Source organism: Constantimarinum furrinae, assembly GCF_014295415.1.
GTDB lineage: Bacteria > Bacteroidota > Bacteroidia > Flavobacteriales > Flavobacteriaceae > Constantimarinum > Constantimarinum furrinae.
Window position 1 is genome coordinate 2,298,662 of record NZ_CP052909.1, and the last position, 25,938, is coordinate 2,324,599.

Here is a 25,938-nt window from a genome sequence, read left to right on the forward strand (position 1 = left end):
CGAAAGTACTATTTTTATCACAATTATTATGAATCCTTTTTAAACAATGACTTCACATTATTATAGTCGATGAAGTACACCAATCTCAATGAAAATACATGCTCTATGGGCTGTTTAAAAAGTGTTTCAACACTGTTAAAGTAAGTTTCTGTTGATGCGGTTGAAGAATTAAATAAGGAGTTTCGGTATAATGCGCTCAACTGACTTCCGGGAGCGAATTGCCATGAATATCTGAAATCGAAATTCCAGGTATTAAAATTTACGTTTGGATCATCAACATCGGCCAGCGTATAATTGTCCTCCCTGGACAGGGTACCGTCTTCCTGAAGTGCAAAAAGCCCATTGTCATAAGTTACCGTTGCCCAATAATTTCTGAATGTAAGATTAAGCGAATGAAAAGAATTAAAATTATAACTTCCCGATAAACTGTTTACAATGGTATTTTGTGCGCGTTCCCCAAAAATGATGTCATCCCCAATATTGGTCACAAACCCGCGACTCCCAGTCCCGTCTTCATAGTTAAACGAATAGCTTAATGAGAACTTATCATTAAAACGCATTCGGGGTCCCATACCAATCCAATAACTAAATAGATCCCTTTCTTTATCGAATAAGGTAACGAATCCGGCATTTCCGAACATAGCGAAGCGTTTCGCATTGTTAGAATTAAACCAAATATTATTGTTGTAAATATTTTGAAATGTAAAGAACCGCCCTTCGGTTCTGGGCTCAAAATAATCGTGTTGCTTACCTATATCGAAGTTAATATTTCCACCAAACTCCCAGAGCTTTTTGGTTTGCGCATAAACGCTTATACCCGTTTGTTTTCCGGTATATGTATTCGGTTTGAAGAGCATATCATAATTAAAATACATATAGATATCGAAGTTGTTCAGCTTTTCAGTTGGTTCAAAGATCCTGTAGGAGCCAAAGGCTCTGAAATTGTTATAATTATTTCTGAAAAGGATTCCCATATCATTAATGTCATACTCCTTATCGGCTATTGAATTTTCAATTCCATAGCGATATTTTCCGCTAACTTTTTCTACTTCCAGTGAAGAACTGAATCCGGTTTTTGTTCCTTCCTCCAAATTGAGGTTACTCACCTTTAACGCACCATCTACATTCCATTTGTTCGTTTTGTTGGTTATATCGAACACCGCAGCGGTAACATTGGCATCCCTGAAATTTCCATCCCGAATTACACTAGTATTAATTAGGCTTACTGAAGAATTTCGGTTAAATTGTTGGTCGACCACGAGTATGTTGTAATTGGCCAAAGGTTCCACCAATTCTTCCCGTGTATTTCCAGTATTTAGGTTTCTTACTTTTGCATATGTCTTTTCGGTTATCGCATTAAAAAAACCAATTCCAAGGCCGTTTTTTGTTCGCCCTGAAACTTTCACCGCATTCAACAGGTTGACCTTTTTGGGGTATTCGCTAACTTCTTCAATCGAGTCGTTCACTTGGGGAAAGGTAGAAGGTCTTCCTCCAACTCGTCTCGAGTAAAAGAGGTTCGCTTTGGTAAAAAGATCGACTCCTTCCTTAAAGAACTGGCGTTGTTCAGAAAATTGCTGTTCAAACGGACCTAGGTTTAATCGTACATTGTCGAATCCCGCCTGACTAAAATCGGGAATGAGGGTAGCGTCCAGTGTAAAATTTTCAGTGATCCCGTATTTCACATCAAGTCCAAGGCTAAAATCGTTGGTGGTTTCACCATCAAAAGTCTTTACAAGACCGGAAGCAAACGGATAAAGGAATAGGCGAGTAGGGGGAGAAATGTTCTCAATGCCAACCAATTCGCCGTGATACAGGCCAATATTACCCTTCGTTCTATCTATTGGGTTCCAGGAATATTGAGTGTTATTTCTGCGGTATCTTCTGTGAAACTGTATTCCCCAGGTTTGAACTTCGTTGTTCGAAAAACGCAATACTGCATATGGCACTTTCATTTCTACGATCCAACCGTCGTCAACGATCTTCACTGCGCTGTCCCATACTGCATCCCAGCCAAAATCTTCACCGGTACTGGGCGAAGCGATCGCATCTGCCTGTGTACCTGAACTAAAAACGAATAGCTCTGTATCATTTTGAGCATCATTATTGGGATTGATTGCTACCAAAAAGAAATCTGCCTGACCAAAATTATCACGACTTGTAAATTGCTTCATGATGTTATCGGGCTTATCATGCAGGTAAGCCGAAATGAATATGGCATTATCGGTATACACCATTTTTACAACGGTCTTCTGGTGATCCAATTCTTTTACGCCCATTTCTGGTCTGAATTGCGTAAAGTCGGTTGCCTCATCGACACCTTCCCATGCCGGGTCATCTAATACCCCATCAATCTTTGGAGCCTCAGTAACCCGTTTTATTTGTAAGGTTTTCTTTTCCTGGGCGATTAAATTGCCCGATACAGCGATAAGTATAGACAGAACAATATATTTCATTGAGGTTGTACTAATAGTGTTTTTATAAGGACACTGAAAATTTTTAATTGTTACAGAGGATAAAAAATGTTTGTGCCTAAAGAGTAATGCAAACCTTAAGACTTCGTCTAAGTAACGGGTTGTCTTCTGAAAGATTATATAAATCAATAACCTTTTTTTCGCATTGTATTTATAGGCATTGCCTATGGATTTAAAATTCGAAAAGGATATGATATTACCGAAGGGCATTTCGATGATTGATGATTGATGATGAATGTAAAGACAAAACTAAGATTCTATTACCGCGCTGTTCTTAATAAAAAGTTAAAACCAACACAAAGTCAGGTGACTTTTAATTTAATTGTAATTTCGTTTTAAACATGAGCACTAAACAAAAAGCCATATTCGCCGGAGGCTGTTTCTGGTGTACCGAAGCTGTTTTTCAACAAATTGACGGGGTTGAAGAGGTAATCTCCGGATACACCGGCGGACACATAAAGAACCCTGCTTATCGGGAGGTATGTTCAGGACGTACCGGACATGCTGAAGCAATTATGATCACTTACGACAGTGATCGGGTTTCTTATGAAACACTTTTAGAAATATTTTTTGCTACGCATGATCCTACCACACTTAATCGGCAAGGCAATGATATAGGTACTCAGTACCGAAGTTCGGTTTTTTATACTTCCAAAGCGCAAAAAGAAAAGGCTTCGGCTTTTATAAAATTGCTAGAAGAAAAGAAGGTATTTTCCCAACCTATAGTAACGCAACTTGAGTCATTTGATGTGTTCTATGAGGCTGAAGAGAATCATCAAAACTATTACAACGATAATCGAGAACAACCGTATTGTCAATTTCTAATTAGTCCGAAGCTCGAAAAAGTAAAAAAATATTATTCAGAAAAACTTAAAACAACCTAATGGCATCATATAAATTTTTTGAAGAATACGATCACCACGTTACAGATGATCTGAAAAAGAACTACGCCGATATCCTTGAACGAGTTGGCGAAGATATAAGTCGTGAAGGAATATTAAAAACTCCTGAACGCGCTGCTAAAGCAATTCAGTTTTTAACTTCCGGACATTGTCAGGATCCTGAACAAATACTCAAAAGTGCCATGTTCGCTGAAGATTACAACGACATGGTGATCATCAAAGATGTGGAATTATACTCTCTTTGCGAACATCATATGTTGCCTTTCTTTGGAAAGGCTCATATCGCATACATTCCTAACGGACATATCGTTGGTTTGAGTAAGATCCCGCGAGTGGTCGATGTATTTGCACGCAGATTACAGGTGCAGGAGCGACTCACACACGATATTCTGGAGTGCATAAACCATACGTTAAAGCCAAAAGGCGTAGCAGTAGTGATTGAAGCAGCGCATATGTGTATGATGATGCGTGGGGTACAGAAACAAAACAGTTTAACGACCACCTCAGGCTTTAGAGGACAATTTGAAAAGATCGAAACGAGAAATGAATTTCTCAAGCTTATTAGTAGTGACTTGTCATAATTTTTGGCAGGTTTTTTGCGTTACACAAAGTATAATGTAAAGCGAACGATATGACAACTTCAAAATATACACTGCTCCGAAAAGGAATTTTATATGACCTTGTAGGTATGGCCACAATGGCAATTCCGGTAATTGGTCCTTTTTTAGATCTAATATGGGCACCCATTGCAGCAAAAAAAATGAGCGAAATGTACAAAGGAACGAATGGTAAGATCGCCTCAGTGATCGTTTTTATAGAAGAATTGATCCCGATGACCGATTTCATCCCAACGTTTACCCTTATGTGGGTTTACACCTATGTATTCTCGAGCCAAAAGGCACCGAAGCCACAGACCATTGAAGTAGAAGTAGTAAAATGATAAAAGCCCCTGAAAAGGGGCTTTTTTTATATGGTTGCTTTAAGTCTTAACAGCACATTCCGCCCAATATTAGGGACACCGTCTGCTTTTAATCGCGACAGATGGGCCACATAAGTCTCATTCAAAAGATTTGAAACTGTGACTCCCAGATCGAGTTCAATGGATCCAAGAAGAAGCGTACCATTTGCTCCTGCACTTAGTAAGTTGTAAGAGCCGGTTGGTGTTTCAAATAGACCTGTACGAGATTGTTTAAAGACGTTTTCATAACTTAAAAATGCCGAACTGTTGGTAAATACTTTTCCTCTTTCAAATTCAGTTCTAATGGTGTTTTTCAATGAATTTGCCGGTATTAGTGGTAAGGGATCATCATTGCGCAATGTGCCCGTTACTGTTTCAAAAGTGGATTCCAAATGCAGCCAATCTAAAGGGTGAGGGTGTAAATGAAGTCCGACTTCCCCACCATATAAAACCGCATCCTGCTGGACATATCTGAAAACATTCGTATTGTCGATGATCTCATCGGTTGGAGAGACAAAAATATAATCACTAACCACATTATAGAAACCATTAGCAAATAATTCAAAATGTTCGTTTCCGTATTCAATAGAAAGATCGGTCTGGAAATTCTGTTCGTTCTTGAGATCGGGATTCCCAATTTCGTACCGATTGGTACCTTCATGAACACCATTTGATGTGAGTTCGGCAAGATTAGGAGCTCTAAAACCACTTGCAAAATTTAATCGTATTAATGTATTCTCATCAACATCCCATTTTGCACCCAGAGCCGCATTAAAGCTATTGAAGGTTCTCGATATTCCCTCAATAAGATCTCCTTCTGCAGCCGTTCCCATGGTTTCACTGTCTATTTTTCTGAAATCATACCGCAATCCGGCCTGTAGATCAATCGTTTCAAAATGTAAGTGGGTAGTTCCAAATAGTCCGAAATCGGTTGTGGTAGCATCCGGAATAAGCACTTCCTCACCAAAATTCTTATTTTCCTGAAACAAGCCCTGGATTCCGGCTATGGTTTCAAATTTTCCCAGATCGGGAAGGTTGTATTTAAGATCATAATTGAAGGTGTTCAGCTGCAGGCGGAGTTCGGCATCTTCATCCAAAGCCTCAAACTCTTTCCTGTCATTAAACAGATACCCCACCTTTAGATCCAGACTGGAATTATTCAGAAAGATATTGTTCTCCAAACTCAACACATGATTGTCAATCTCCTGAAATGGACCGGCTTTATCTTTGGAAGTAGTCTGAATGCCTATTTCTTCCGGAATCCCAATAGTCGCACTGTTAAGATTATACCGTAGCGTTGACCGAACTATATCGCCCTGATACTGCAAGCCCGATTTTAAGTCGTATTCTTGAAAACGGCTATTGGTCACCCTTTGGTCATCGCCGGTCTTATAATCACTTTGAGTACTGTACGAACCGCGAACTAAAAACTTGAATTTTTCCGATGAGGTTCGCAATCCTACAGAACTGCTACTGCCGAGAGTGTTTGTGAAATAACGTGTTTCGGCATCTGCATTGGTTGAGTTGGCGGCGGCAAAACTTTCAGGATTTAGATAAAGCACTCCTCCAAGGGCATCGCTTCCGTAAAGCAGGGAGGCCGGACCTTTTATGACTTCCACACTTTCTATTCCGAAGCCATTAAGACCCAATCCGTGTTCATCTCCAAATTGTTGATTCTCCAGGCGCACTCCTTGGGTATAAGTAAGCACCCTGTTACTGCTAAGCCCTCTAATAACGGGCTTATTGATACCCGTTCCGGTGCTAATGGCAGAGACCCCGGGAATATTCGATATGCCTTCAGAAATTGTTATAGCCCCCGATCGGTTGAGCATTTCGGTCGATACGCGTTCGACCTTCATGACATTGTCACGCTGAAGTTTGTGAAAAGGGGTCGAGATGATCACTGCATCCATTTCTACAGCGCTTTCGGCCAGCACCATATTCAGTTGTATCGTGTTTCCTTCTGAAAAACTGATCTTGCGAGAAACCGTTTCAAAACCCAGCGCACTGAATATGACAGTATAATTTCCGTTTGGAATATTTGTAATGGTATATCCACCGTCTAAGTTTGAAACCGTGCCTTTTTCCAAAGATGGCAAATAAACGGTAGCCATTAAGGCTTCATTGGTTTCAGCATTTGTTATCGTACCTGTTAAAGAATTTTGTGCATGTACAATTGGGATACAGATAAGTCCCAAGAGCATGAATTTAAAAAGTTTCATACTTTCCTGATTTTTTTAAGTTAAATAATATGTGTTCCGGGGATCAGGAAAGAACCGGAGGACCCCGCAACGGGGTATTGGGAGCTGTGAAGTTACCGGAAAGGAATTGGTAATTGCTGTCTAAAGCCGTTATAGTGAATATCTCAACACCTTCGGTAATAGCAGAAAAACGGTATTCAAAAGGAGCATAGTGAAAATGACAAAGCTCACAATCTGTTTTATTTTCGTGTACGTGCGTAGAAAAATCGGAACAAACATTGTGCTCATGGCCTTCAACACTGTGAATAACCTGAACTGCAGAAGGGAACAGCAGTATTCCGATCAGGAAAAAAGTAATAAATAGCTTATTTATTTTCTCGTTTTGCGTCATTAATTTTTAATTAGAAATCCTAATTTCATTGCTCTAAGCATTTTCTTTTCAAAGTTCCAAAAAAAATCATATTGTCCGTACAACCATCCAAAAAATACCAGCAAAACCTGATATAAAGGAAAAATGACAAGTATCCTAAACGGCCAATAAATATACCAGCCCATTTCTTTAGTGATGCCGAAGAAATCTGTAGTCGGACCTGCGAATTTGGCCGATGTACTGCCGGTAACGGCGAACACCACAAAAATAATCATTAATTGCCAGTTAGTCTCGATGTTCCAGCGTTCTTTTAATTTTTTCAAAGGAGTCGTTGTTTGTATTTAGTTTCAAAAAACTGAAAATAGTGATATAGAAGATAATTAACTTCCAGACCGTATCGGATATTCGGATTGTATTCTATAGTTTGAGGGTATAAAATTCGGCTGTATTTTATATCCTGAACACGGCGGTTGTATTCCATCACATAAAACTGATTCTTACGTTCTAAGAAGGTCACAGAATAATAGCTCTCCGGTGGCTGTGTGCTCATGTAGCGATCGAAACCCTGTTCTAAAATTATGATCTCGTACTCCAGTTCTTCGTTAGCAATACGTATAGTGTCATTTTTCATTTCACTCATATCTTCGGCCGAGCTCATCGTTGCTTTTCCTGAGTTACAGCTGTAAATGCCGAGTGAAATTCCTAAAACAAAAATTAAATATTTCATTGCGTGCTGTTTTCCATAAATTTACAAAATAGAACAACCAAAACATATCATTTTCAGCAGCTTTAACAAAAAAACCACCCGATAGTTCAGATGGTTTATAAATCACGACTTCATTTTTAAACTATCGGCCAAAAAGTCCTCCCAACAGTCCGCCTTTCTTAGAGCCTCCACCCAACACCATTCCGGCGATATCATCCACAACACTACCGTCACCATCACCATCGAGTAAGCTTTCAATTAGCGATTGTTGTTTTTGTTGTGATGTACTACCACCACCTAGCATCCCCCCAAGAAGGCCATCTAAAGCACCTTGAGATTTTATACTTTTTTGACGTTGTTGTTTTCCAAGATATCCAAGAACAATAGGAGCCAGTACGGTTAGGATCTGCATTACTGAGTTGCTATCCATACCCGATTTTTTAGATAAAGCGCCCACAACATTATCCTGTGAACCTCCCAGAACATGGCCAAGGATTCCCAAACCATCGATCTTCACATCCTCATTAACACCTCCGCCAAAAAGTCCGCCAAGATTATCCAGTATGCTTCCGTCGTGTTTATTATTTAAAGCGTTCATTAAACCTTGGGCACCTTGAGGAGTATTGGCATTTCGTTTCATGGCTCCCATTAAAAGCGGTATTGCCATTGCGACAACCGAAGCGGTTTTATCCTCCGGCTGACGAGTTTCGTTACTTACTCCGCTAACGATCTGTCTTCCCAGATCACTATTTAATAAATCCATTATACCTGCCATCTTGTTATCTTTTTGGTTCGACTTTTCAATTTACTAAACGCTATTATACTTTTTCCAGGATATTAATGATCTGCTCTGCGAGCTCGGTTCCAATTCTATCCTGAGCCTCCGCAGTAGCAGCTCCAATATGAGGACTTAACGAAATGTTTCCGTTCATAAGGACTTTGAGCGCCGGGGTGGGTTCTTCTTCAAAAGTATCCAGGGCAGCAAAAGATAACTTTCCGCTTTCCAAAGCTTCTATTAGTGCTTTTTCATCGATTACCCCACCACGGGCAGCATTTATGATAGCTGCACCATCCTTCATTTGTTCTATTTGGGTCTTTCCGATGATATAATCCTTCTGTGCTGGAACATGAAGCGTAATAAAATCACTGTGTTTGATCAATTCTGAAACAGGCTCTGTTTTTATTTTTAATGTGATCTCCTGTCCGTCGTAAAAATCGAGGGTGATGTCTGCTTCACCTACGTGATTATCACTCGCGATAACTTTCATACCACAGCCCAGAGCGATCTTAGCCACTTCGCGACCAATTCTTCCGAAACCAATAATACCAATGGTTTTACCTCTTAATTCTCTTCCCGAAGCATAGCTTTTCTTTAACTCTTTAAACTTGGTGTCTCCTTCCAACGGCATATTACGGTTTGCATCAAAGAGGAAGCGAACGCCACCAAATAGATGTGCGAAAACCAGTTCAGCTACAGAAGCAGACGAGGCTGCCGGTGTATTGATCACTTTCAATCCCTTTTCACGAGCGTATTCCACGTCAATATTGTCCATTCCCACGCCTCCGCGACCAATGATCTTAAGACCTGGACATGCATCGATTATGTTCTTTCTAACCTGTGTCGCGCTACGAACCAAAATAACGTCTATATTGTTCTCATTTATATAATTGATAAGCTGTTCTTGTGCAACACTTACTGTGATAACTTCAAAACCTGCATTTTCAAGAGCTTCAATTCCACTTTTTGAGATTCCGTCGTTGGCTAATACTTTCATGTTCAGATAAAATTTTTATGTTCTTTTTTATTTCTTATTCCTATTAATTTGTGGGTACCTATGACTTGCGCTCTAATTCTTTCATCACATCTACCAATACCTGAACACTTTCCAGCGGTAAGGCATTGTACATCGAAGCCCGGTATCCGCCTACGCTTCTGTGTCCGTTAAGACCGTTGATGCCTGCTTCCTTCCACATCGCATCAAATGAATCTTTTACGGCTTCATTGGTAAGATTAAAGGTGGCATTCATATTAGACCGGTCTTGGTTCTCGGTGACAAATCCTTTAAATAAAGGGTTTCTGTCTATTTCAGAATACAAGAGATCGGCTTTTTGGTTGTTAATTTTTTCAATGGCAGGAATTCCCCCCATATCTTTGAGCCACTGAAGGGTAAGCATAGAAACATAGACCGGAAAAACTGCCGGAGTATTAAACATACTTTCTTTCGCTATATGTACCTTATAATCCAGCATAGATGGGATTGCTCTGGAAACCCTACCGAGGATAGATTCTTTAATAACAACCAGCGTTGTTCCGGCCGGTCCCATGTTTTTCTGAGCACCTGCGTAGATAAGATCGAATTTAGAGAAGTCCAACACCCTTGAAAATATATCACTACTCATATCGCACACCAATGTGGCATCGGTTTCAGGAAACCGTTTTAACTGAGTTCCGAAGATGGTGTTATTGCTCGTACAATGAAAATAATCAGCATCTGCAGGAATAGAATAATTTTTAGGTATATAATTGAAGTTTTGATCTTTAGATGATGCTACTTCAACTATCTCTCCAAATAACTTTGCTTCCTTGATAGCCTTGTCGGCCCATGTTCCGGTATTTAAATATGCTGCCTTTTTTTCAAGCAGATTGTAAGCAACCATTAAGAATTCCATACTGGCTCCTCCTTGCAGAAACAGTGCTTGATACCCTTTATTATGAAGTCCTAAATGCTCCAGTGCCAGCGCTCTAGCCGAATCCATAACTTCGACGAAATCTTTACTTCGATGAGAGATCTCGATCAACGAAAGATCCAGACCGTTAAAATTAATTACCGCTTCAGAAGCTTTTTTCAGAACGGATTGAGGCAGGATACAAGGCCCGGCGCTAAAATTATGCTTTTTCATAAATAGGAAATTTCAAGTTGCAAAGATGTAAAATATGACAGGAATTAGGGTTAATTAAATGATAATTTATCAAGATAGTTTCAACAAAAAGTCCAGAGTATCAACACCATCGGCATAATCCCACAACTGTGGCGTTTGCGCTTTGCCGAAGTTAATTTCGTTCGATATTCCAGAATCTGATACAATACATTGTATCCTTTCAGAATTCGCGGCAAGCTTGTCACGTAGCGACTTCGTATCGCTGTAATATTCATAAAAGACAACAGAAATAGGCGAGGAGTAGCTCGCATCTTCCTTCAGTAACAGAAATTCATTATCCAGCAATTGGATCCCACTCATGAGGTATACGGCCTTGTTGTAATCGTAATTATTGATGTATTTATTATGCTGAATAATGTCCTTTTTCTCAAATACGGCATTAAAGAAATCATCAAAATTATAGTCTTCCGGGACAAACAATTTAGAAACGTTTCTACAACCGAGTCCGAAGTACGTAAAAATATCATCGGCCAGAGCTTGCAGTTGTGCCGGGGTCTCACCACCTGTTAATACAGCAACCGAATTACGGTTTTTCCTAATGATATGCGGATATCTCGAAAAATAATGATCAAAATATCTTGCGGTATTGTTGCTTCCTGTCGCGATCACCGCGTCAAAATCACTCAATTTATCTTTAGTGATCGTTATCCTACCCTGAAATTGGGGTTCAATAATTTGCAGATATTCTGAAAGCAGTGGTAGTATCTGATCGTCGTTGGATGATTGTTTTATAAGGATTTGATTGCCGGAGATGAGGACCGATATAAAATCGTGAAAGCCCACCAAAGGAATATTCCCCGCCATGATCACGGCTATCGTCTTTGGGGCACCATTCTTAAAATTGTACTTCGAGGTCCACTTTTTCAAGTTTTCTTCGGAAAGGGCTTCAGACCAGGATGCACACGCAAAGCGCAGATTGTCCCGAGTAAACCAGCCGTTGTGATCTTTTGCCGATTGCAATTGCTGAAGCATACGTTCAAAATATGACTCATTTGCAGGAATTTGCGGATTTTTAATAGCGCCTTCCGAAGCAAATTGTCCTAAAAATGAACCCAAGGTAGCAAATGCGTTAATTCTTTGTTGTAATTGCATACTTAGTTTGGAGTTGCCCTTTATAGGCATTAAATTTGCGGCAAAGTTAGAAAAAGAAAAACCTATGGCAATCATAATAACAGATGAATGTATCAATTGCGGAGCCTGTGAACCCGAATGCCCTAACACGGCAATCTACGAAGGTGCCGATGATTGGCGTTATGCAGATGGAACAGATCTGGAGGGAACTGTAGTACTTCCGAATGGAAAACAGGTAGATGCCAATGAGACTCAGGAGCCTGTAAGTGATGAAATTTATTATATAGTTCCCGATAAGTGTACCGAATGTAAAGGCTTCCATGAAGAGCCTCAATGTGCTGCTGTTTGTCCGGTAGATTGCTGTGTCCCGGATGAGGATCACGTAGAAAGTGAAGAAACCTTATTGGCTAAACAGTCCTTTATGCATAAAGAATAACACCATAAAGCATAAAAAAGAACCCTCCGATTTTCAATTGAAAATACCGGAGGGTTTCTTTTTTGTGGGGATTAAGATCTATTACATCTTATTCTTTTTGATGGTCGTTTTAGTCTTCACATCAAGCGTATATAGCGTAGTTACAATACTATCGCTTTCCGGATCGTAACTCTCTACCACAAAGTTTCCATTTTGATTAAAGTATCCAAATGAACTTACACCATCCTGAGTTAATATATAATATCCTGCCTGAGACGAAGGACGCAGGGTAGCATAAGGCGTCATTACATCGTTTTCGGCATAGGTCATTAAATTATAACCGCTGGTTTCTCTTGGAGCAAATCTATATGTCACCCCGTCGTTACTAAAGTCTACATCGGTGTTTACTTTGGTAGGCAGCATTTGAGTATCAAAATTATGCGTTCCGTCGAAGTTCTTTAATGCCATATCCTGGGTCTCTGTCTTAGTGACCTCTTTGGTCTGAACATCCACACCTTTACTATCTTTTACGGTAGTTTTGGTGACCGTTGTTTCCTTTTTCTCGTTCTCTGTTTGAGTTTCCTGCGCAAATAGCATACTTCCCGAAGCAAGTAACAGCGCTGTTAAAATTAATTTTCTCATAATTAGATGTTTTTAAAGTTAAGATTATTAGACTATTTATTGAAAGACAACCAATAAGGTTGCCTTTTGGGTTTATTTATTGTTCTTATTCATTTTATCCAGTTTCTTTTTAAGATTAGGATCCTTGATGTCGATCTTGTATACATAATTCATTACCCCGTCATTGTCGGGATCATAAGCTTCTACCACAAAATCTCCATCCTGATTAAAATATCCGAATGAGTTTTTCCCATTTCTGGTATAGATATAATATCCCGGCTGACTGGACGGATAAATTCTCGCATACTCATCATTTCCATCTAAATTTACAATGGCATATCCTGGTTTTACAGGCTTAAAGCGATACACTACACCGTCGTAATCGTAGTCCACATCTGTATTTACCTTTGTGGGAAGCATTACCGTGTTAAAATCGTGCTTACCATCATAGTTAGTGAGCGCCTTGTCCTGAACTTCAGTTCTGGTAACCTCTTTTATTTTAACAGATTTTCCCTTGTCATCACTAGAGGTAGTTTTGGTAACTACTGTTTCTTTTTTCTCGTTTTCTACTTGTGCAAAACCAGCCGTTGTAAAGGCTGTTAACGCAAAAATTAAAAGTATCCTTTTCATAATATCTAGGTTTAAATGCTTGGTTTAAAATTTAATACGATCAAATGTACCCAGAGACTGAGTTAAATTGTTTTAAGACAGTTATAAGTCTTTATTAATCTTTTCTCTGATTAACACTTTTTAACATAATTACTCTTAAAAGCGGGTAGTATAGGATCAATATGCTGCAGAAGCGCCTTTATTTATTTTTGTACATTTAGATCAAATCCCGTATGACATGCCTACTTGGTTACACATAGTTATTTGGATACTCGTGGTATATATTGTAATAAGCATAGTCTTGTATTATGTACAGGATTATTTTTTGTTTAAACCTGAAAAATTACCTCGAGATTATGAGTTCTATTATGAAAATCAAGTAGTTAAAGAATACAACCTCGAAACCCGAGATGGGGCAGTGATAAACGGACTTCACTTTTGTGTGAAACATCCCAAAGGCGTTGTGTTATATTTAAAGGGAAATTCTAAGAGTATTAAAGGGTGGGGCAAATTTGCTGTTGATTTCACCAGACATGGCTACGATGTGATCATGGTCGATTACCGGGGCTTTGGTAAAAGTAGTGGAAAGCGTTCCCAAAAAGCGATTAAAAGAGATCTTCAATATGTATATGACAAGATACGGGAGCAGGTGGCCGAAAAGTATATTATTCTTTATGGTCGTTCATTGGGTTCAGGATTTGCAACCAAACTCGCTTCAATGAACAATCCCAAAATGCTTATTCTGGATGCTCCTTATTACAGCCTTACCAAAGTTACCGGCAGATACATGCCATTTATGCCACTTTCTATCATTATGCGCTACCCCATGCCTACATATAAATGGCTGAAATATGTAAACTGCCCGGTTCATATCATACATGGAACGAAGGATAATCTTATTCCCTTTAAAACCAGTGTAAAATTATCTCAGATTAAACCGAAGCTCACTCGATTATATCCCATTATCGGCGGCGGTCATAAAAATTTAAACAATTTTGAATCCTATCACAGAATGTTGGGCGAGATCATCACTTCAGAGCCACAGAAGATCGATCTTGAATCCACAAGTCTAGGAGTAAAACATTCGGCAGGAAATTAGAATGAAAAGCGTTATAAAACTTGTACTTTTTATATTTTCGGCCGCCTTACTTTTTATTATGGGAATATACCTGCTTCAGGAAAAGATCATTTTTCAGCCTACACCCTTGCCTCAGGACCATCAATATGTTCTGGATGTTCCATTTACTGAATTCTTCATAGAATCTAACGATGGAGCCCGGCTAAACGGCCTGCATTTAAAGGTCGAAGATCCAAAGGGTATGATCGTATACTATCACGGAAATGCCGGCGACCTGCAACGATGGGGCGAGATTTGTTCTTTTTTTCTTCAATTTCATTATGACGTACTAGTAATGGATTACCGGACCTATGGCAAGAGTACAGGGAAGTTAACCGAAAAGAATCTTTATAGCGATGCGCAATTATTCTATGATAAGGCAAAAGAAGATTTTTCTGAAGAAAATATTGTCATTTACGGTCGCTCTCTGGGCGCTTCCATAGCCACTAAGATCGCTTCTGAGAATGAACCTTCTCAATTGATCCTGGAAACACCGTTTTATTCGCTTACCGATCTGGTAAAGGACAAATTTAAGATCCTTCCGGTGAGTAAGTTGTTAAAATATCGTTTTCCATCCTCGACTTTTATTAAGAGTGTTTCATGCCCTGTTACGATTTTACACGGTACAGCCGACGGTGTAGTTCCTTACGAGTCGGGTTTAAAATTATTCAATTCCATTTCGAATAAACCCCGGACTTTAGTCACCATTGAAGGAGGCGGACATAATGATCTTATAAATTTTGATACCTATAGCACGGCAATTCAAAATGCATTGCAATAAAAAACCCGGCATTTGCCGGGTGATTTTATAAAAAGCTGTTGCGGTTAATTTCCGTCGTCACCTTTCTTTAATTTTGCCATTCCTTTTGGACGGTGTTCCAGTTTTTTCCGTTGTTCTTCCAACTGCCGCTCCATTTCCTTCTTCTTTTCGAGAAGTATTTGCCGTTCTCTTTCTGCTTTGGCTTTTTCTGCTTTGATTGAAGCTTCCAGTTGTGCCTGTTTTTCGGCTTCTATAGCCTTCATTTTTGCTTCATTCTCGGCATCGATATTGGTAGAATTATCAACAACTTCAACTTTGTCTTTCTTATTGACCTTTACATCCGAATTCTGATCTTGTTCGTCGGTACCCTCAACTTCAATGATACCTTCTTCGGTTTCGGTCTCGGCAACCACCACGGTTTCTACTTTAGTATCCTTTTTGGTTACCTTCTTTACCGTTGTCGTTTCGTTTATATCTTTATTCACCTGAGCATTGACTGCAGCTAAACTAAATAATACTGCACATGCGGTTAACATTAAATTTTTCATACGTATTGGTTCTTTAGATTATTAAGTATAAACCTACGGATTTTGTTGTTAATCTATTGCCAATACAGTGCAAATGTTTTCCTATTTTTTCTGAAAAATCACTCGATTCATATTCTGTTTTTTCTATTCTGAAAATGTATATTTGCAGCCTTAATATCTGAAGCAAAATAAAACGGAAGCTTCGTTAAAAACCCGAATATGAAAGCCGGAATAGTAGGATTACCAAATGTAGGGAAATCTACCCTGTTTAATTGTCTGTCTAATGCAAAAGCGCAAAGTGCAAACTTTCCCTTTTGTACCATAGAGCCGAACATAGGAGTAGTTAATGTTCCCGATGAACGCCTGGTGAAACTTGAAGAATTGGTAAATCCGGAGCGAGTTGTTCCCGCTACAGTAGAGATCGTCGATATTGCCGGACTCGTAAAGGGAGCGAGTAAGGGCGAAGGTCTTGGAAATCAGTTTCTGGGCAATATTCGTGAAACCGATGCCATTCTCCATGTACTCCGGTGTTTTGATAATGATAATATAGTTCATGTAGACGGAAGTGTGGATCCTGTTCGTGATAAGGAAACCATCGATATAGAACTACAGTTAAAAGACCTTGAAACCACCGAAAAAAAGCTTGAAAAAGTAAAACGCGCTGCTCGAACCGGTAATAAGGAGGCTCAAAAAGAAGAAGCAGCACTTCAAAAAGTGCTCAAGGGACTTGAATCCGGAATTTCTGTGAGAGCTATAGAGCTAACTCCTTCTGAGCGGGAAGACTATATCGATCAGATGCAGTTTATAACCGATAAGCCTGTGATGTATGTGTGTAATGTTGATGAAAGTGCTGCTGCTACCGGAAATGCCTATGTAGATAAGGTAAAAGAGGCTGTAGCCCATGAAAATGCCGAAGTTCTGGTGCTCGCTGTTGGAACTGAAGCCGATATCACCGAACTGGAAACTTTCGAAGAACGTCAGTTATTTTTGGAAGATCTAGGACTGGAAGAGCCCGGTTCGGCAAAACTTATCCGAGGAGCCTATCGATTATTAAATCTTCAAACCTATTTTACCGCAGGAGTAAAAGAAGTTCGCGCATGGACCATTCCTGTGGGGTCTACTGCGCCTCAGGCCGCAGGTGTGATTCACACCGATTTTGAAAAAGGTTTTATTAGGGCAGAGGTTATAAAGTACTCCGATTTCGAAACTCTGGGTAGTGAAGCCAAGGTTAAGGAAGCCGGAAAGTTAAGCGTTGAGGGTAAAGAGTATATCGTACAGGATGGTGATGTAATGCACTTCCGTTTTAATGTTTAATAACTAATTGAGAAGTGAGGCGTGAGGCATAATTGTAATAACAATTATGGATCGCACATCACTCCATTGATCCAACAACTTCTGCTTTTATGAAGTTACCATTCAAAGTACTAAAACGTAATCCGCATCGTCATCGCTTTATATCGATCTCCAGTGCGACTTTCACCGCTAACAGGGTAAATTGAGATATTGTCATTTTTCTTTTTGTGCAGTTCGGGTACGAGTATTCCTGTAGCTGCTCCAAGAACATATCCAAGCGTTACATCGGTTAAAAAATGTTGTCCAGCTTCTATACGCAGATAGGCTACAACCGCAGGAACTGTGGCAGCTCCTGCCCAGATCCAAGGTTTTGCAGGTGAATCGGGATTAAAATCGCTGTAAACCTTTGCTGCAAAGAAAGTCGCAGCCGCTGAAGCCGCAACGTGACCGGCATAGAAGGAACGCTGACCGTTATTGGAAAGTCGTCTTTCTAACGGGGTGTCTCCACTGTCGTCGTAGACATAAGGACGTGAACGGTCTATTAACCCGGCCGTAAGGGTGTACATGGTAGCCGTAGTACCCAATGTCTCCAGATACAGGACGGCAATTTGTCCGGTATGGTCATTCATTTTATCATCGAATAGGAATACAAATGGAGTAGCAAAGGAAATTCCAAATGGAATATCGCTAAGATTACTGGCACTTTCAGAATGGTTTCCGGCAGCCCAGCGATCAATACCGTTGATATCATCGATATTGAGGTTGTTAAATTCCTCCATGGTCATATCATCCTTATTCTGAATAAGAAGCAAACCTCCGGCGCTACCGGCAAGACCAAGGCCGGTCCAGATAGCATCAGTGGTCCAGTCCAGCTGATAAGGCGAGTCGGATTCCTGAGCGTTCGAACATATAAAGACTAATAAAAAGGCGGGTAGTAGTATGTATTTTTTCATAACCCAAATATAGATGAAGAGATTTCAGTTACATTTTCATTTAACGTTTTCTTAATTGAATTTTAAGGAAGAATTTTGAATCCAATTTAACGTTTTACTGAAGAAATTTTCCGAATCTTACTAACAATTAGCGGCTTCCAATTGTTAATTACTTTAGGCGTTCGGGGTTTCAATTTTGTACTCGAAATTCTATATTTATCCACTATTCACAAGACTTTATGGCTCAAACAGAATATACCGAAGATAATATACGCTCACTCGATTGGAAAGAACATATTCGAATGCGACCCGGGATGTATATCGGGAAGTTGGGTGATGGCTCTTCACCGGATGATGGAATTTATATTTTGCTTAAAGAAGTGATCGATAACTGTATTGACGAATTTGTCATGGGAGCAGGTAAGACCATTGAGATCCGAATTAAGGATAAAGAAGTGAAGGTAAGGGACTACGGACGCGGGATACCGCTAGGTAAGGTAGTGGATGTGGTTTCAAAAATGAATACTGGTGGAAAATATGACACCAGAGCCTTTAAGAAGTCGGTTGGACTTAACGGGGTAGGTACGAAAGCGGTAAATGCACTTTCGGCTTATTTTAAAGTAGAATCGGTAAGGGACAACCAAATGAAAACCGCCGAATTCGAGCTGGGAGAATTAAAAAATAGTCCCGATATAGAAGACACTACGAAGCGAAAGGGAACCAAGGTTGTCTTTATTCCGGATGAAAGTATTTTTAAGAATTATAAGTACCGAACCGAATATGTTTCAAAGATGTTGATGAACTACGTCTATCTCAATCCGGGATTGACCATCGACTTCAACGGAGAAAAATTTGTTTCAGAAAACGGATTGAAAGACCTCCTGGAAGACAATATGTCTAAAGAGGACATGCTTTACCCCGTCATTCACCTTAGGGGTGAGGATATTGAGATAGCCATGACCCACAGCAAAACGCAGTACAGCGAGGAATACCACAGTTTTGTGAACGGGCAGCACACCACTCAGGGTGGAACGCATCAGGCGGCATTCAGAGAGAGTCTTGTGAAGACGATTAGAGAATTCTACGGAAAGAATTACGAAGCGAGCGATATTCGAAAATCCATTGTTTCGGCCATTAGTATAAAGGTGATGGAGCCCGTCTTCGAGAGTCAGACGAAAACCAAATTGGGTTCTACCGATATGGGTGGGAAATTACCCACGGTACGAACGTTTATCAATGATTTTGTAAAAACGAACCTAGATAATTACCTGCATAAGAATCCGGAGACGGCTGAAAAGATACAGCGTAAGATCATGCAGGCAGAGCGGGAGCGCAAGGAGCTTTCGGGAATTCGAAAGCTGGCCAAGGAACGCGCTAAAAAGGCGAGCTTACACAACAAGAAATTACGCGATTGCAGGGTGCATCTGGGTGATATGAAAAACGATCGCAGGTTAGAAAGCACGTTGTTTATCACAGAGGGAGACTCGGCAAGTGGAAGTATTACCAAAAGCAGGGATGTGAACACCCAAGCGGTTTTTTCCTTGCGGGGAAAACCGTTGAACAGCTACGGGATGAGCAAGAAGATTGTGTATGAAAACGAAGAATTCAATTTGCTACAGGCGGCGCTCGACATCGAGGAGACCATGGAAGATCTTCGATACAACAATATAGTGATCGCTACGGATGCCGATGTCGACGGGATGCACATTCGGTTATTATTAATCACCTTTTTCCTTCAGTTCTTTCCCGAACTCATTAAAGAAGGACATCTCTATATACTGCAAACGCCATTATTTCGAGTAAGAAATAAAAAAGAAACGATCTATTGCTATTCCGAAGAAGAAAGATTAGCGGCAATTGAAAAATTAAAACCAAAGCCTGAGATCACCCGCTTTAAAGGATTGGGTGAGATTTCGCCGGATGAGTTTCAGCATTTTATAGGTCGTGATATGCGATTGGACCCGGTTATGCTGGACAAAGCGTTAAGCATAGAAGAGCTACTTTCTTTTTATATGGGTAAGAACACACCCGATCGTCAGGAATTTATAATTGAAAACCTTAAAGTTGAACTGGATAAAGTTGAAGATTGATCGCCTTGGAAAACAGTATATGCTCATTCGATTTTGATGCAGACTATGTTCTTGAGAACAAGAATGTGTTGCTTCGCCCTTTGGTGGCAGAAGACATGGAGCATTTACTTGTCTTTTCTGAAAATGAGCCGGAATTATGGCGCTATTCGCTAATTCAGGGTGGAGGAAAAGAAAACCTGAAAAAGTACTTGAAACTTGCAATTTCGGGAAGAAAGAATAAGAAGGAATATCCCTTTATTGTTTTTGATAAAATAGCCAATGCATATGCCGGGAGCACCCGTTTTTATGATATCGATCTGTATCACAAAACCCTTAGTCTGGGATATACTTGGTATGGGAAAGACTTTCAGGGAACCGGATTAAACAAGAATTGTAAATACCTGTTGTTGGAGTTTGCGTTTAACACCAGAGGTTTTGAGCGTATAGAATTTAGAGCAGACAATTTGAATATACGAAGTATCGCCGCTATGAAAAGCATAGGATGCAAGGAAGAGGGTGTTTTGCGAAGTAATTGTGTAAGTCCAGGAGGAAGACGAGACAGTATTGTACTAAGTATTTTACGAAACGAATGGGAAGGTAATGTAGCCGATATGTTGCTTGATAAAATAAAAGAATAATTCCATAAATTGATTAGTAAGGATGAGTGATGAACTCAACAGTGAAGACGAATTAAAGCCGGAAAACGAATTGAATGCCAATGGGCAAGGGAATGATGAAGATTCCGGGGAAACCATAACCAAGATCACGGGAATGTACCGTGACTGGTTTCTGGACTACGCCAGCTATGTGATCCTCGAACGTGCGGTACCGGCTATAGAGGACGGATTTAAGCCTGTTCAGCGTCGTATCATGCAATCGATGAAAGATCTGGACGACGGACGCTATAATAAAGTAGCGAACATTGTAGGTCATACCATGCAATATCACCCCCACGGGGATGCCAGTATTGGCGATGCCATGGTGCAAATAGGTCAGAAGGACCTGCTTATAGATACCCAGGGAAACTGGGGTAATATACTTACCGGAGATAGAGCGGCGGCTTCGCGATATATTGAGGCCCGCTTATCTAAATTTGCGTTAGACGTAGTGTACAATCCCAAGATCACGGAGTGGCAGGCTTCTTACGACGGACGCAAAAAGGAGCCAATAAATTTACCGGTAATGTTTCCGTTGCTGTTAACACAGGGAGCCGAAGGGATCGCTGTAGGACTTTCCACCAAGATACTGCCACACAATTTTATAGAACTCATCGATGCTTCCGTAAAACACCTTCAGAATAAAAGATTTCAATTGCTTCCCGATTTCCCAACCGGGGGGATCATGGATGCGACAAATTATAACGACGGACTCAGGGGCGGAAAAGTGCGCAGTAGAGCAAGGATTCTTCAGCATGACAAAAATACTTTGGTAATACGTGAAATTCCTTTCGGAACAACCACATCATCACTTATCGATTCTATTCTGAAAGCAAACGACAAGGGTAAGATAAAGATCAAAAAAATAGAAGATAACACTGCGGCCGAAGTAGAGATCTTAATTCATTTGCCCGGAGGAATATCTCCGGACAAGACCATTGACGCCTTGTACGCCTTTACCAATTGTGAAACGTCCATTTCGCCATTGGGTTGTGTTATTGAAGATAACAGGCCCTTGTTTATCGGTGTTTCTGAAATGTTGAGACGTTCTACAGATCGCACAGTCGAGCTACTGAAAAGTGAGCTGGAAATTCAGCTGAATGAATTTGAGAATCAGTGGCACTACGCCTCACTGGAACGTATTTTCATTGAAAACAGGATCTATAGGGATATAGAGGAAGAGGAAACCTGGGAAGGTGTGATCGAGGCGATCGATAACGGACTCAAGCCACATATCAAACATCTGAAGCGTCCTGTAGTGGAAGAGGATATAGTACGGCTTACGGAGATACGAATTAAGCGAATTTCTAAGTTCGATATAGAAAAAGCTCAGCAAAAGATCGATGCATTAGAGGAGCAGATCGCGCAGGTGAAATATCATCTGGAGCATTTAATTCCTTATGCAATAGATTATTTTAAAAGACTGAAGAAGGATTATGGTGAAGGGAAGGAGCGATTGACCGAAATACGCGTCTTTGATGATATTGAAGCGACCAAGGTAGTGATTCGAAATACCAAGCTCTTTGTAAACCGGGAAGAAGGCTTTGTAGGTACAAGCCTTAAGAAAGACGAATATGTGACTGATTGTAGTGATATAGACGACATCATTGTGTTTACGCAGGATGGGGTGATGATGGTGACTAAGGTAGATGCCAAGACTTTTGTTGGAAAAGGGATTATTCATGTGGCCGTTTTCAAGAAAAAGGATAAGCGAACGATTTATAACATGATCTATAAGGATGGTCCTCGTGGAGCCACCTATGTAAAAAGATTTGCCGTGACCTCCATCACACGGGATAAAGAGTACGATCTAACCGCAGGAACAAAAGGATCTAAAGTGTATTATTTTACAGCTAACCCTAACGGAGAAGCCGAAGTCGTAAATGTATTACTCCGCCAAACGGGTAGCATTAAAAAGTTGAAATTCGAATTGGACTTCGCAGATCAATTAGTAAAGGGACGTGCCTCCAAAGGGAATATTGTGACCAAACACCCTGTGAAGCGAATTGAATTGAAGGAAAAAGGATTATCGACTTTAAAACCTAGAAAGATTTGGTTTGATGATACGGTTCAACGATTAAATGTCGATGCAAGAGGAGAATTAAAAGGAGAATTCAGGAAAGAAGACCGTTTATTGATCATTAATCAGAATGGTATCGTAAAAACTGTAGTTCCCGAACTTACGCTGCGCTTTGACGACGATATGATCGTACTTGAAAAATGGGAGCCTAAAAAACCAATTTCGGCCATTTATTGGGAAGGTGAAAAGGAATTGTTCTATGTAAAGCGTTTTCTCATTGAAAACCCGGATAAGGAAGAAAGTATCATAACAGATCACCCTAAATCATATCTAGAGCGGGTATTTACAGACCACCGCCCTGTGGCTGAGGTGGTATTTGCTAAAGAACGAGGGAAGGAGCGGAAGGAAAACCTCATTATTGAATTAGAAGATTTTATAGCCGTTAAAGGGATTACCGCTATGGGAAATCAATTGACCAAAGATAAAGTACTGGAAATAGATGCCTTGTCTCCGTTACCTTATGAAGAACCGGAATCTACTTCGGCAGAAGATATGGAGGTGATTGATGAAGAGGATGTTTCTCAAGAAGGAACGACTGGACAAAAAGAATCTATGGAAGACAAAGAAGACAAGCCTTCGACCGATGATGAAGGTCAGACGTTGTTGTTTTAGAAATTTTAATCATTGACCATAATTCTTCAAAATAGAAAGCCCAAATGAGAAGTTTTATTCAGGAGTTTAAGGATTTTGCCGTTAAAGGGAATATGATCGACATGGCCGTTGGAATCATTATTGGTACGGCTTTCAATAGTGTTGTAAATGTTTTGGTTAAAAAGGTAGTAATGCCTCCCTTATCCATGTTAACTGATGATGTAAATCTGGCCAATCGCAAATACGTTTTGCGCGAGGCGAGTGATACCGCAGAAGAGGTTGCCATTGGTTATGGGGAACTCATAGAAGTGCTTATTGATTTTCTTATTATTGCTCTAACTATTTTTGTGGTGATCAAATTTATCAACCGGTTTAAGAAAAAGGCCGAAGACCCTAAAAATAAAGCCGTTGAAACCCCTAAAAACATTGAATTGTTGTCCAATATTGAAAAACTTCTGGACGAGCAAAATAAATTACTGTCTAAAAATGAGTACAATAGAAAATAAATAAATCTTATTCTTCAGTTTTTTTAGGACTATTTGTAAGAATTTTCTAATATTAGCGCCAGAATTATAAACCCTTATAGGAGAACAAATTAATGTCTTTACTTATCCCCAGACGCTTTTACTGGATATCAGTTATGATATTTCTTGTGATGAGTCTTTTGTGTACTTTCCTATTTCTTCGCGCTCGGGATAATCTGCAAAAGGTCTATTATAATCAGATCAAAACTTCCGGAAGCCTTGCTTCGCATGATTTTGAGAGAACTATAAGAAATAATATTATTTCCCTCTCAAACCTCAAGGCCCGTCTGGAGGAAAGTGATGGTGCTTTTCAACAGTATTTGTTTAGTGATGCCGAGAGACTCATAGGGCAGAATGAAGCGTTACAGTTTGTAGAATGGATAAATAAGGATGGCATTATAACAGATATTGTTCCTCTTGAGCCCAATAAGACCGTTATTGGACTTGATATTTCAAAAATTGAATATCGATATACGAATTGGAGAGAAAAAAGTCTTAGCGGTATTACTAATATAACACCTTGGGTGAAATTAACGCAAGGTGGAAAAGCGTTTTTAGTCGATGTTCCGGTATTTTATAAGGAGGAATTTCAGGGAACCATTACGGCCGGAATGGATTTTAAAAAGCAATTCGATAATATTGGAAGAAATCTAGAAGAGCATGCCATTCTTATAAAAGATGATGTCGGAAATGTATTTTATAGTTTCAATGATCCGCAACCGGCTAATTTTCCCGATTCTCGAGTTTTTACAACTCAGTTAAAACCGAATCCGGCAAGTAATGAGAACTGGACCTTTTATTTTCTATATAGGGACAATGCTGTATATAAGGAGCGGACTAGGGTTCAGAATTCCGCGTTAGGGGTAGGACTCATATTTTCGGCATTGCTAAGTCTCCTTTCTTATTTTTTCCTCGCAGCGCGGTTTAAGGCCAAAAAATTTGAAAGTCTCAACTTCAGCCTTAATCAATTAAATAACGAACTGGAATTAGAAAAGGAAAAAGCGTTTAAAGCTTCACAGGCTAAAACACAATTTCTATCTAACATGAGTCATGAAATAAGAACTCCTTTAAATGCTATCCTTGGATTTGCAAATATTCTGAAGGATCGTGATATCAGTAAAACGGAAGGTGTTTATGTAAAGCTCATGCACAATTCGGCTAATGCGCTGCTCTCACTCGTTAATGATATACTGGATATCGACAAAATTGAGTCGGGTGAAATTAAGATCGATCACGATGAGTTTAGTCCGTCTAAACGTATTAAAAAGATAGTTGATACTTACACTCCTGAAATTTATAATAAAGGTCTTGTAGTAGAAACCAACATTGAAGCCGTTTATAAAAAGAAAGTGATCGGTGACAGGTCTAAGTTCGATCAAATATTCACTAATTTAATAAACAATGCTATTAAATTTACCCCAGAAGGGCGGATCAAAGTGCATTACAGTGACGAGATACAGGACGGGAATCTTATAGTCACAGTTTTTATAGAGGATACCGGGGTTGGAATATCGCAATCTAAACTTGACTATATCTACGATCGATTTGTTCAAGCTGAAGATGGGATACGGAAACGACACGCCGGGGGTGGCTTGGGACTGTCAATTACAAAGGAATTAGTTTCTTTATTAGACGGTACAATTGAAGTTGAGAGTAAGGAAAACGAGGGTACAAAATTCACTGTTACGCTTCCTTTTTTACTATCATCGGGCACTATTACGGATGAGAATAACGATTTAGACTTTACGGGGACTAAAGCGCTTGTGGTAGACGATAATCGGCTCAATCGGATCATTTTAATGAATTATCTCAACGCTATTCATGTGAAATCGGTTGGGGCCGCCAATGGAAAAGAGGCATTGAGGTGTTTAGAAATGGAGGATTTTGATTTGATACTAATGGACATTCATATGCCGCAAATGGATGGTTTTGAGACGGTCTCTCATATTAGAAGCGGAATGATAGAAACGCTGATCATTGGGGTGTCTGCAGATGTGACACGGCAAGCTATAGAAAAAGGAATGCGAGTAGGTATGGATGATTATTTGCTCAAGCCTATTAATAAAAGTGATCTGTATGCAATACTCCAAAAGCACTTTCGGCATAACAAGGTGTAAGAACAGAT

25 protein-coding genes are annotated in these 25,938 nt (G+C 39.8%); 12 read left to right on the forward strand and 13 right to left on the reverse strand.

Translation table 11 applies throughout. From position 1 onward, the window contains the following. Positions 1-26: 26 nt before the first annotated feature. Entirely contained in the window at positions 27-2,453 is a 2,427-nt protein-coding gene (locus ALE3EI_RS10540) for a DUF5916 domain-containing protein (RefSeq protein WP_186988453.1), read from the reverse strand. A gap of 359 nt (positions 2,454-2,812) precedes the next feature. On the opposite strand from ALE3EI_RS10540, the gene msrA reads away from it, so the two are divergent. The 3 genes from msrA to ALE3EI_RS10555 are packed head-to-tail and all read left to right on the forward strand — an operon-like array spanning position 2,813 to position 4,313. Continuing rightward, entirely contained in the window at positions 2,813-3,355 is a 543-nt protein-coding gene (gene msrA, locus ALE3EI_RS10545) for a peptide-methionine (S)-S-oxide reductase MsrA (protein ID WP_186988455.1), read from the forward strand. Beyond that, positions 3,355-3,954 carry a GTP cyclohydrolase I FolE gene (folE, locus tag ALE3EI_RS10550; protein WP_186988457.1) on the forward strand — a complete coding sequence of 200 codons (600 nt, stop codon included), beginning with the start codon at positions 3,355-3,357 and terminating at the stop codon, positions 3,952-3,954. The genes msrA and folE overlap by 1 nt, the downstream gene beginning before the upstream one ends. Positions 3,955-4,004: 50 nt before the next feature. Further along, entirely contained in the window at positions 4,005-4,313 is a 309-nt protein-coding gene (locus tag ALE3EI_RS10555; RefSeq protein WP_186988459.1) for a hypothetical protein, read from the forward strand. 26 nt (positions 4,314-4,339) lie between these two features. Here the strand turns inward: ALE3EI_RS10555 and ALE3EI_RS10560 are convergent, their stop codons facing one another. From ALE3EI_RS10560 to ALE3EI_RS10595, 8 genes are all read right to left on the reverse strand, one after another. Further along, positions 4,340-6,553, reverse strand: coding sequence for a TonB-dependent receptor (locus tag ALE3EI_RS10560; protein WP_186988461.1), 2,214 nt, complete (start codon positions 6,551-6,553; stop codon positions 4,340-4,342). Positions 6,554-6,596: 43 nt separating this feature from the next. Beyond that, entirely contained in the window at positions 6,597-6,923 is a 327-nt protein-coding gene (locus ALE3EI_RS10565; protein WP_186988463.1) for a hypothetical protein, read from the reverse strand. Next, positions 6,923-7,225: a DUF6787 family protein gene (locus ALE3EI_RS10570; protein WP_186988465.1), complete on the reverse strand. Its 303-nt coding sequence runs from the start codon at positions 7,223-7,225 to the stop codon at positions 6,923-6,925. Before ALE3EI_RS10570 ends, ALE3EI_RS10565 begins: the two co-directional genes overlap by 1 nt. Then, the gene (locus ALE3EI_RS10575; protein WP_186988467.1) at positions 7,222-7,629 is read right to left on the reverse strand and encodes a DUF6146 family protein; all 408 of its coding nucleotides are present in this window, start codon (positions 7,627-7,629) and stop codon (positions 7,222-7,224) included. Before ALE3EI_RS10575 ends, ALE3EI_RS10570 begins: the two co-directional genes overlap by 4 nt. A gap of 121 nt (positions 7,630-7,750) precedes the next feature. Next, positions 7,751-8,383 (reverse strand): DUF937 domain-containing protein, encoded by a 633-nt coding sequence (locus tag ALE3EI_RS10580; protein WP_186988469.1) that lies wholly within the window; start codon positions 8,381-8,383, stop codon positions 7,751-7,753. 43 nt (positions 8,384-8,426) lie between these two features. After that, positions 8,427-9,383 carry a D-2-hydroxyacid dehydrogenase gene (locus ALE3EI_RS10585; RefSeq protein ID WP_186988471.1) on the reverse strand — a complete coding sequence of 319 codons (957 nt, stop codon included), beginning with the start codon at positions 9,381-9,383 and terminating at the stop codon, positions 8,427-8,429. A 58-nt stretch (positions 9,384-9,441) separates the two neighbouring features. After that, a complete protein-coding gene (gene serC / locus ALE3EI_RS10590) occupies positions 9,442-10,509 on the reverse strand; it encodes a 3-phosphoserine/phosphohydroxythreonine transaminase (protein ID WP_186988473.1) in 1,068 nt (355 codons plus the stop codon). Positions 10,510-10,578: 69 nt separating this feature from the next. After that, positions 10,579-11,640, reverse strand: coding sequence for an acyl-CoA reductase (locus tag ALE3EI_RS10595; protein ID WP_186992354.1), 1,062 nt, complete (start codon positions 11,638-11,640; stop codon positions 10,579-10,581). 64 nt (positions 11,641-11,704) lie between these two features. Between ALE3EI_RS10595 and ALE3EI_RS10600 the strand changes: the two genes are divergently transcribed. Beyond that, entirely contained in the window at positions 11,705-12,055 is a 351-nt protein-coding gene (locus tag ALE3EI_RS10600) for a 4Fe-4S dicluster domain-containing protein (RefSeq protein WP_186988475.1), read from the forward strand. Between the two features lie 81 nt (positions 12,056-12,136). Here the strand turns inward: ALE3EI_RS10600 and ALE3EI_RS10605 are convergent, their stop codons facing one another. Then, positions 12,137-12,676 (reverse strand): hypothetical protein, encoded by a 540-nt coding sequence (locus tag ALE3EI_RS10605; RefSeq protein ID WP_186988477.1) that lies wholly within the window; start codon positions 12,674-12,676, stop codon positions 12,137-12,139. Positions 12,677-12,748: 72 nt separating this feature from the next. Then, the gene (locus tag ALE3EI_RS10610) at positions 12,749-13,285 is read right to left on the reverse strand and encodes a hypothetical protein (RefSeq protein WP_186988479.1); all 537 of its coding nucleotides are present in this window, start codon (positions 13,283-13,285) and stop codon (positions 12,749-12,751) included. Positions 13,286-13,502: 217 nt separating this feature from the next. Between ALE3EI_RS10610 and ALE3EI_RS10615 the strand changes: the two genes are divergently transcribed. Together ALE3EI_RS10615 and ALE3EI_RS10620 are read left to right on the forward strand one after the other, a co-directional pair. Next, entirely contained in the window at positions 13,503-14,363 is an 861-nt protein-coding gene (locus ALE3EI_RS10615) for an alpha/beta hydrolase (protein WP_186988481.1), read from the forward strand. A gap of 1 nt (position 14,364) precedes the next feature. After that, the gene (locus ALE3EI_RS10620; protein WP_186988483.1) at positions 14,365-15,162 is read left to right on the forward strand and encodes an alpha/beta hydrolase; all 798 of its coding nucleotides are present in this window, start codon (positions 14,365-14,367) and stop codon (positions 15,160-15,162) included. A 44-nt stretch (positions 15,163-15,206) separates the two neighbouring features. Here ALE3EI_RS10620 and ALE3EI_RS10625 read toward each other — a convergent pair whose 3' ends face one another. Beyond that, on the reverse strand, positions 15,207-15,689 hold the full coding sequence (locus ALE3EI_RS10625; RefSeq protein ID WP_186988485.1) for a hypothetical protein: 483 nt from the start codon (positions 15,687-15,689) through the stop codon (positions 15,207-15,209). 198 nt (positions 15,690-15,887) lie between these two features. On the opposite strand from ALE3EI_RS10625, the gene ychF reads away from it, so the two are divergent. After that, positions 15,888-16,982, forward strand: coding sequence for a redox-regulated ATPase YchF (ychF, locus tag ALE3EI_RS10630; RefSeq protein WP_186988487.1), 1,095 nt, complete (start codon positions 15,888-15,890; stop codon positions 16,980-16,982). A gap of 110 nt (positions 16,983-17,092) precedes the next feature. On the opposite strand, the gene ALE3EI_RS10635 is transcribed toward ychF, so the two are convergent. Continuing rightward, complete coding sequence (locus tag ALE3EI_RS10635) at positions 17,093-17,914, reverse strand: phosphatase PAP2 family protein (RefSeq protein WP_186988489.1); 822 nt, start codon at positions 17,912-17,914, stop codon at positions 17,093-17,095. A gap of 218 nt (positions 17,915-18,132) precedes the next feature. Between ALE3EI_RS10635 and ALE3EI_RS10640 the strand changes: the two genes are divergently transcribed. The 5 genes from ALE3EI_RS10640 (at position 18,133) to ALE3EI_RS10660 (ending at position 25,930) form a co-directional block, all read left to right on the forward strand. Continuing rightward, positions 18,133-19,983 (forward strand): DNA topoisomerase IV subunit B, encoded by a 1,851-nt coding sequence (locus ALE3EI_RS10640; RefSeq protein ID WP_186988492.1) that lies wholly within the window; start codon positions 18,133-18,135, stop codon positions 19,981-19,983. A 5-nt stretch (positions 19,984-19,988) separates the two neighbouring features. Beyond that, positions 19,989-20,600: a GNAT family N-acetyltransferase gene (locus ALE3EI_RS10645; RefSeq protein ID WP_233279956.1), complete on the forward strand. Its 612-nt coding sequence runs from the start codon at positions 19,989-19,991 to the stop codon at positions 20,598-20,600. Positions 20,601-20,622: 22 nt separating this feature from the next. Next, entirely contained in the window at positions 20,623-23,310 is a 2,688-nt protein-coding gene (locus ALE3EI_RS10650; protein WP_186988494.1) for a DNA gyrase/topoisomerase IV subunit A, read from the forward strand. Between the two features lie 44 nt (positions 23,311-23,354). After that, positions 23,355-23,795 (forward strand): large-conductance mechanosensitive channel protein MscL, encoded by a 441-nt coding sequence (mscL, locus tag ALE3EI_RS10655; RefSeq protein WP_186988496.1) that lies wholly within the window; start codon positions 23,355-23,357, stop codon positions 23,793-23,795. Positions 23,796-23,887: 92 nt separating this feature from the next. Next, positions 23,888-25,930 (forward strand): ATP-binding protein, encoded by a 2,043-nt coding sequence (locus tag ALE3EI_RS10660; protein ID WP_186988498.1) that lies wholly within the window; start codon positions 23,888-23,890, stop codon positions 25,928-25,930. Positions 25,931-25,938 lie beyond the last annotated feature (8 nt).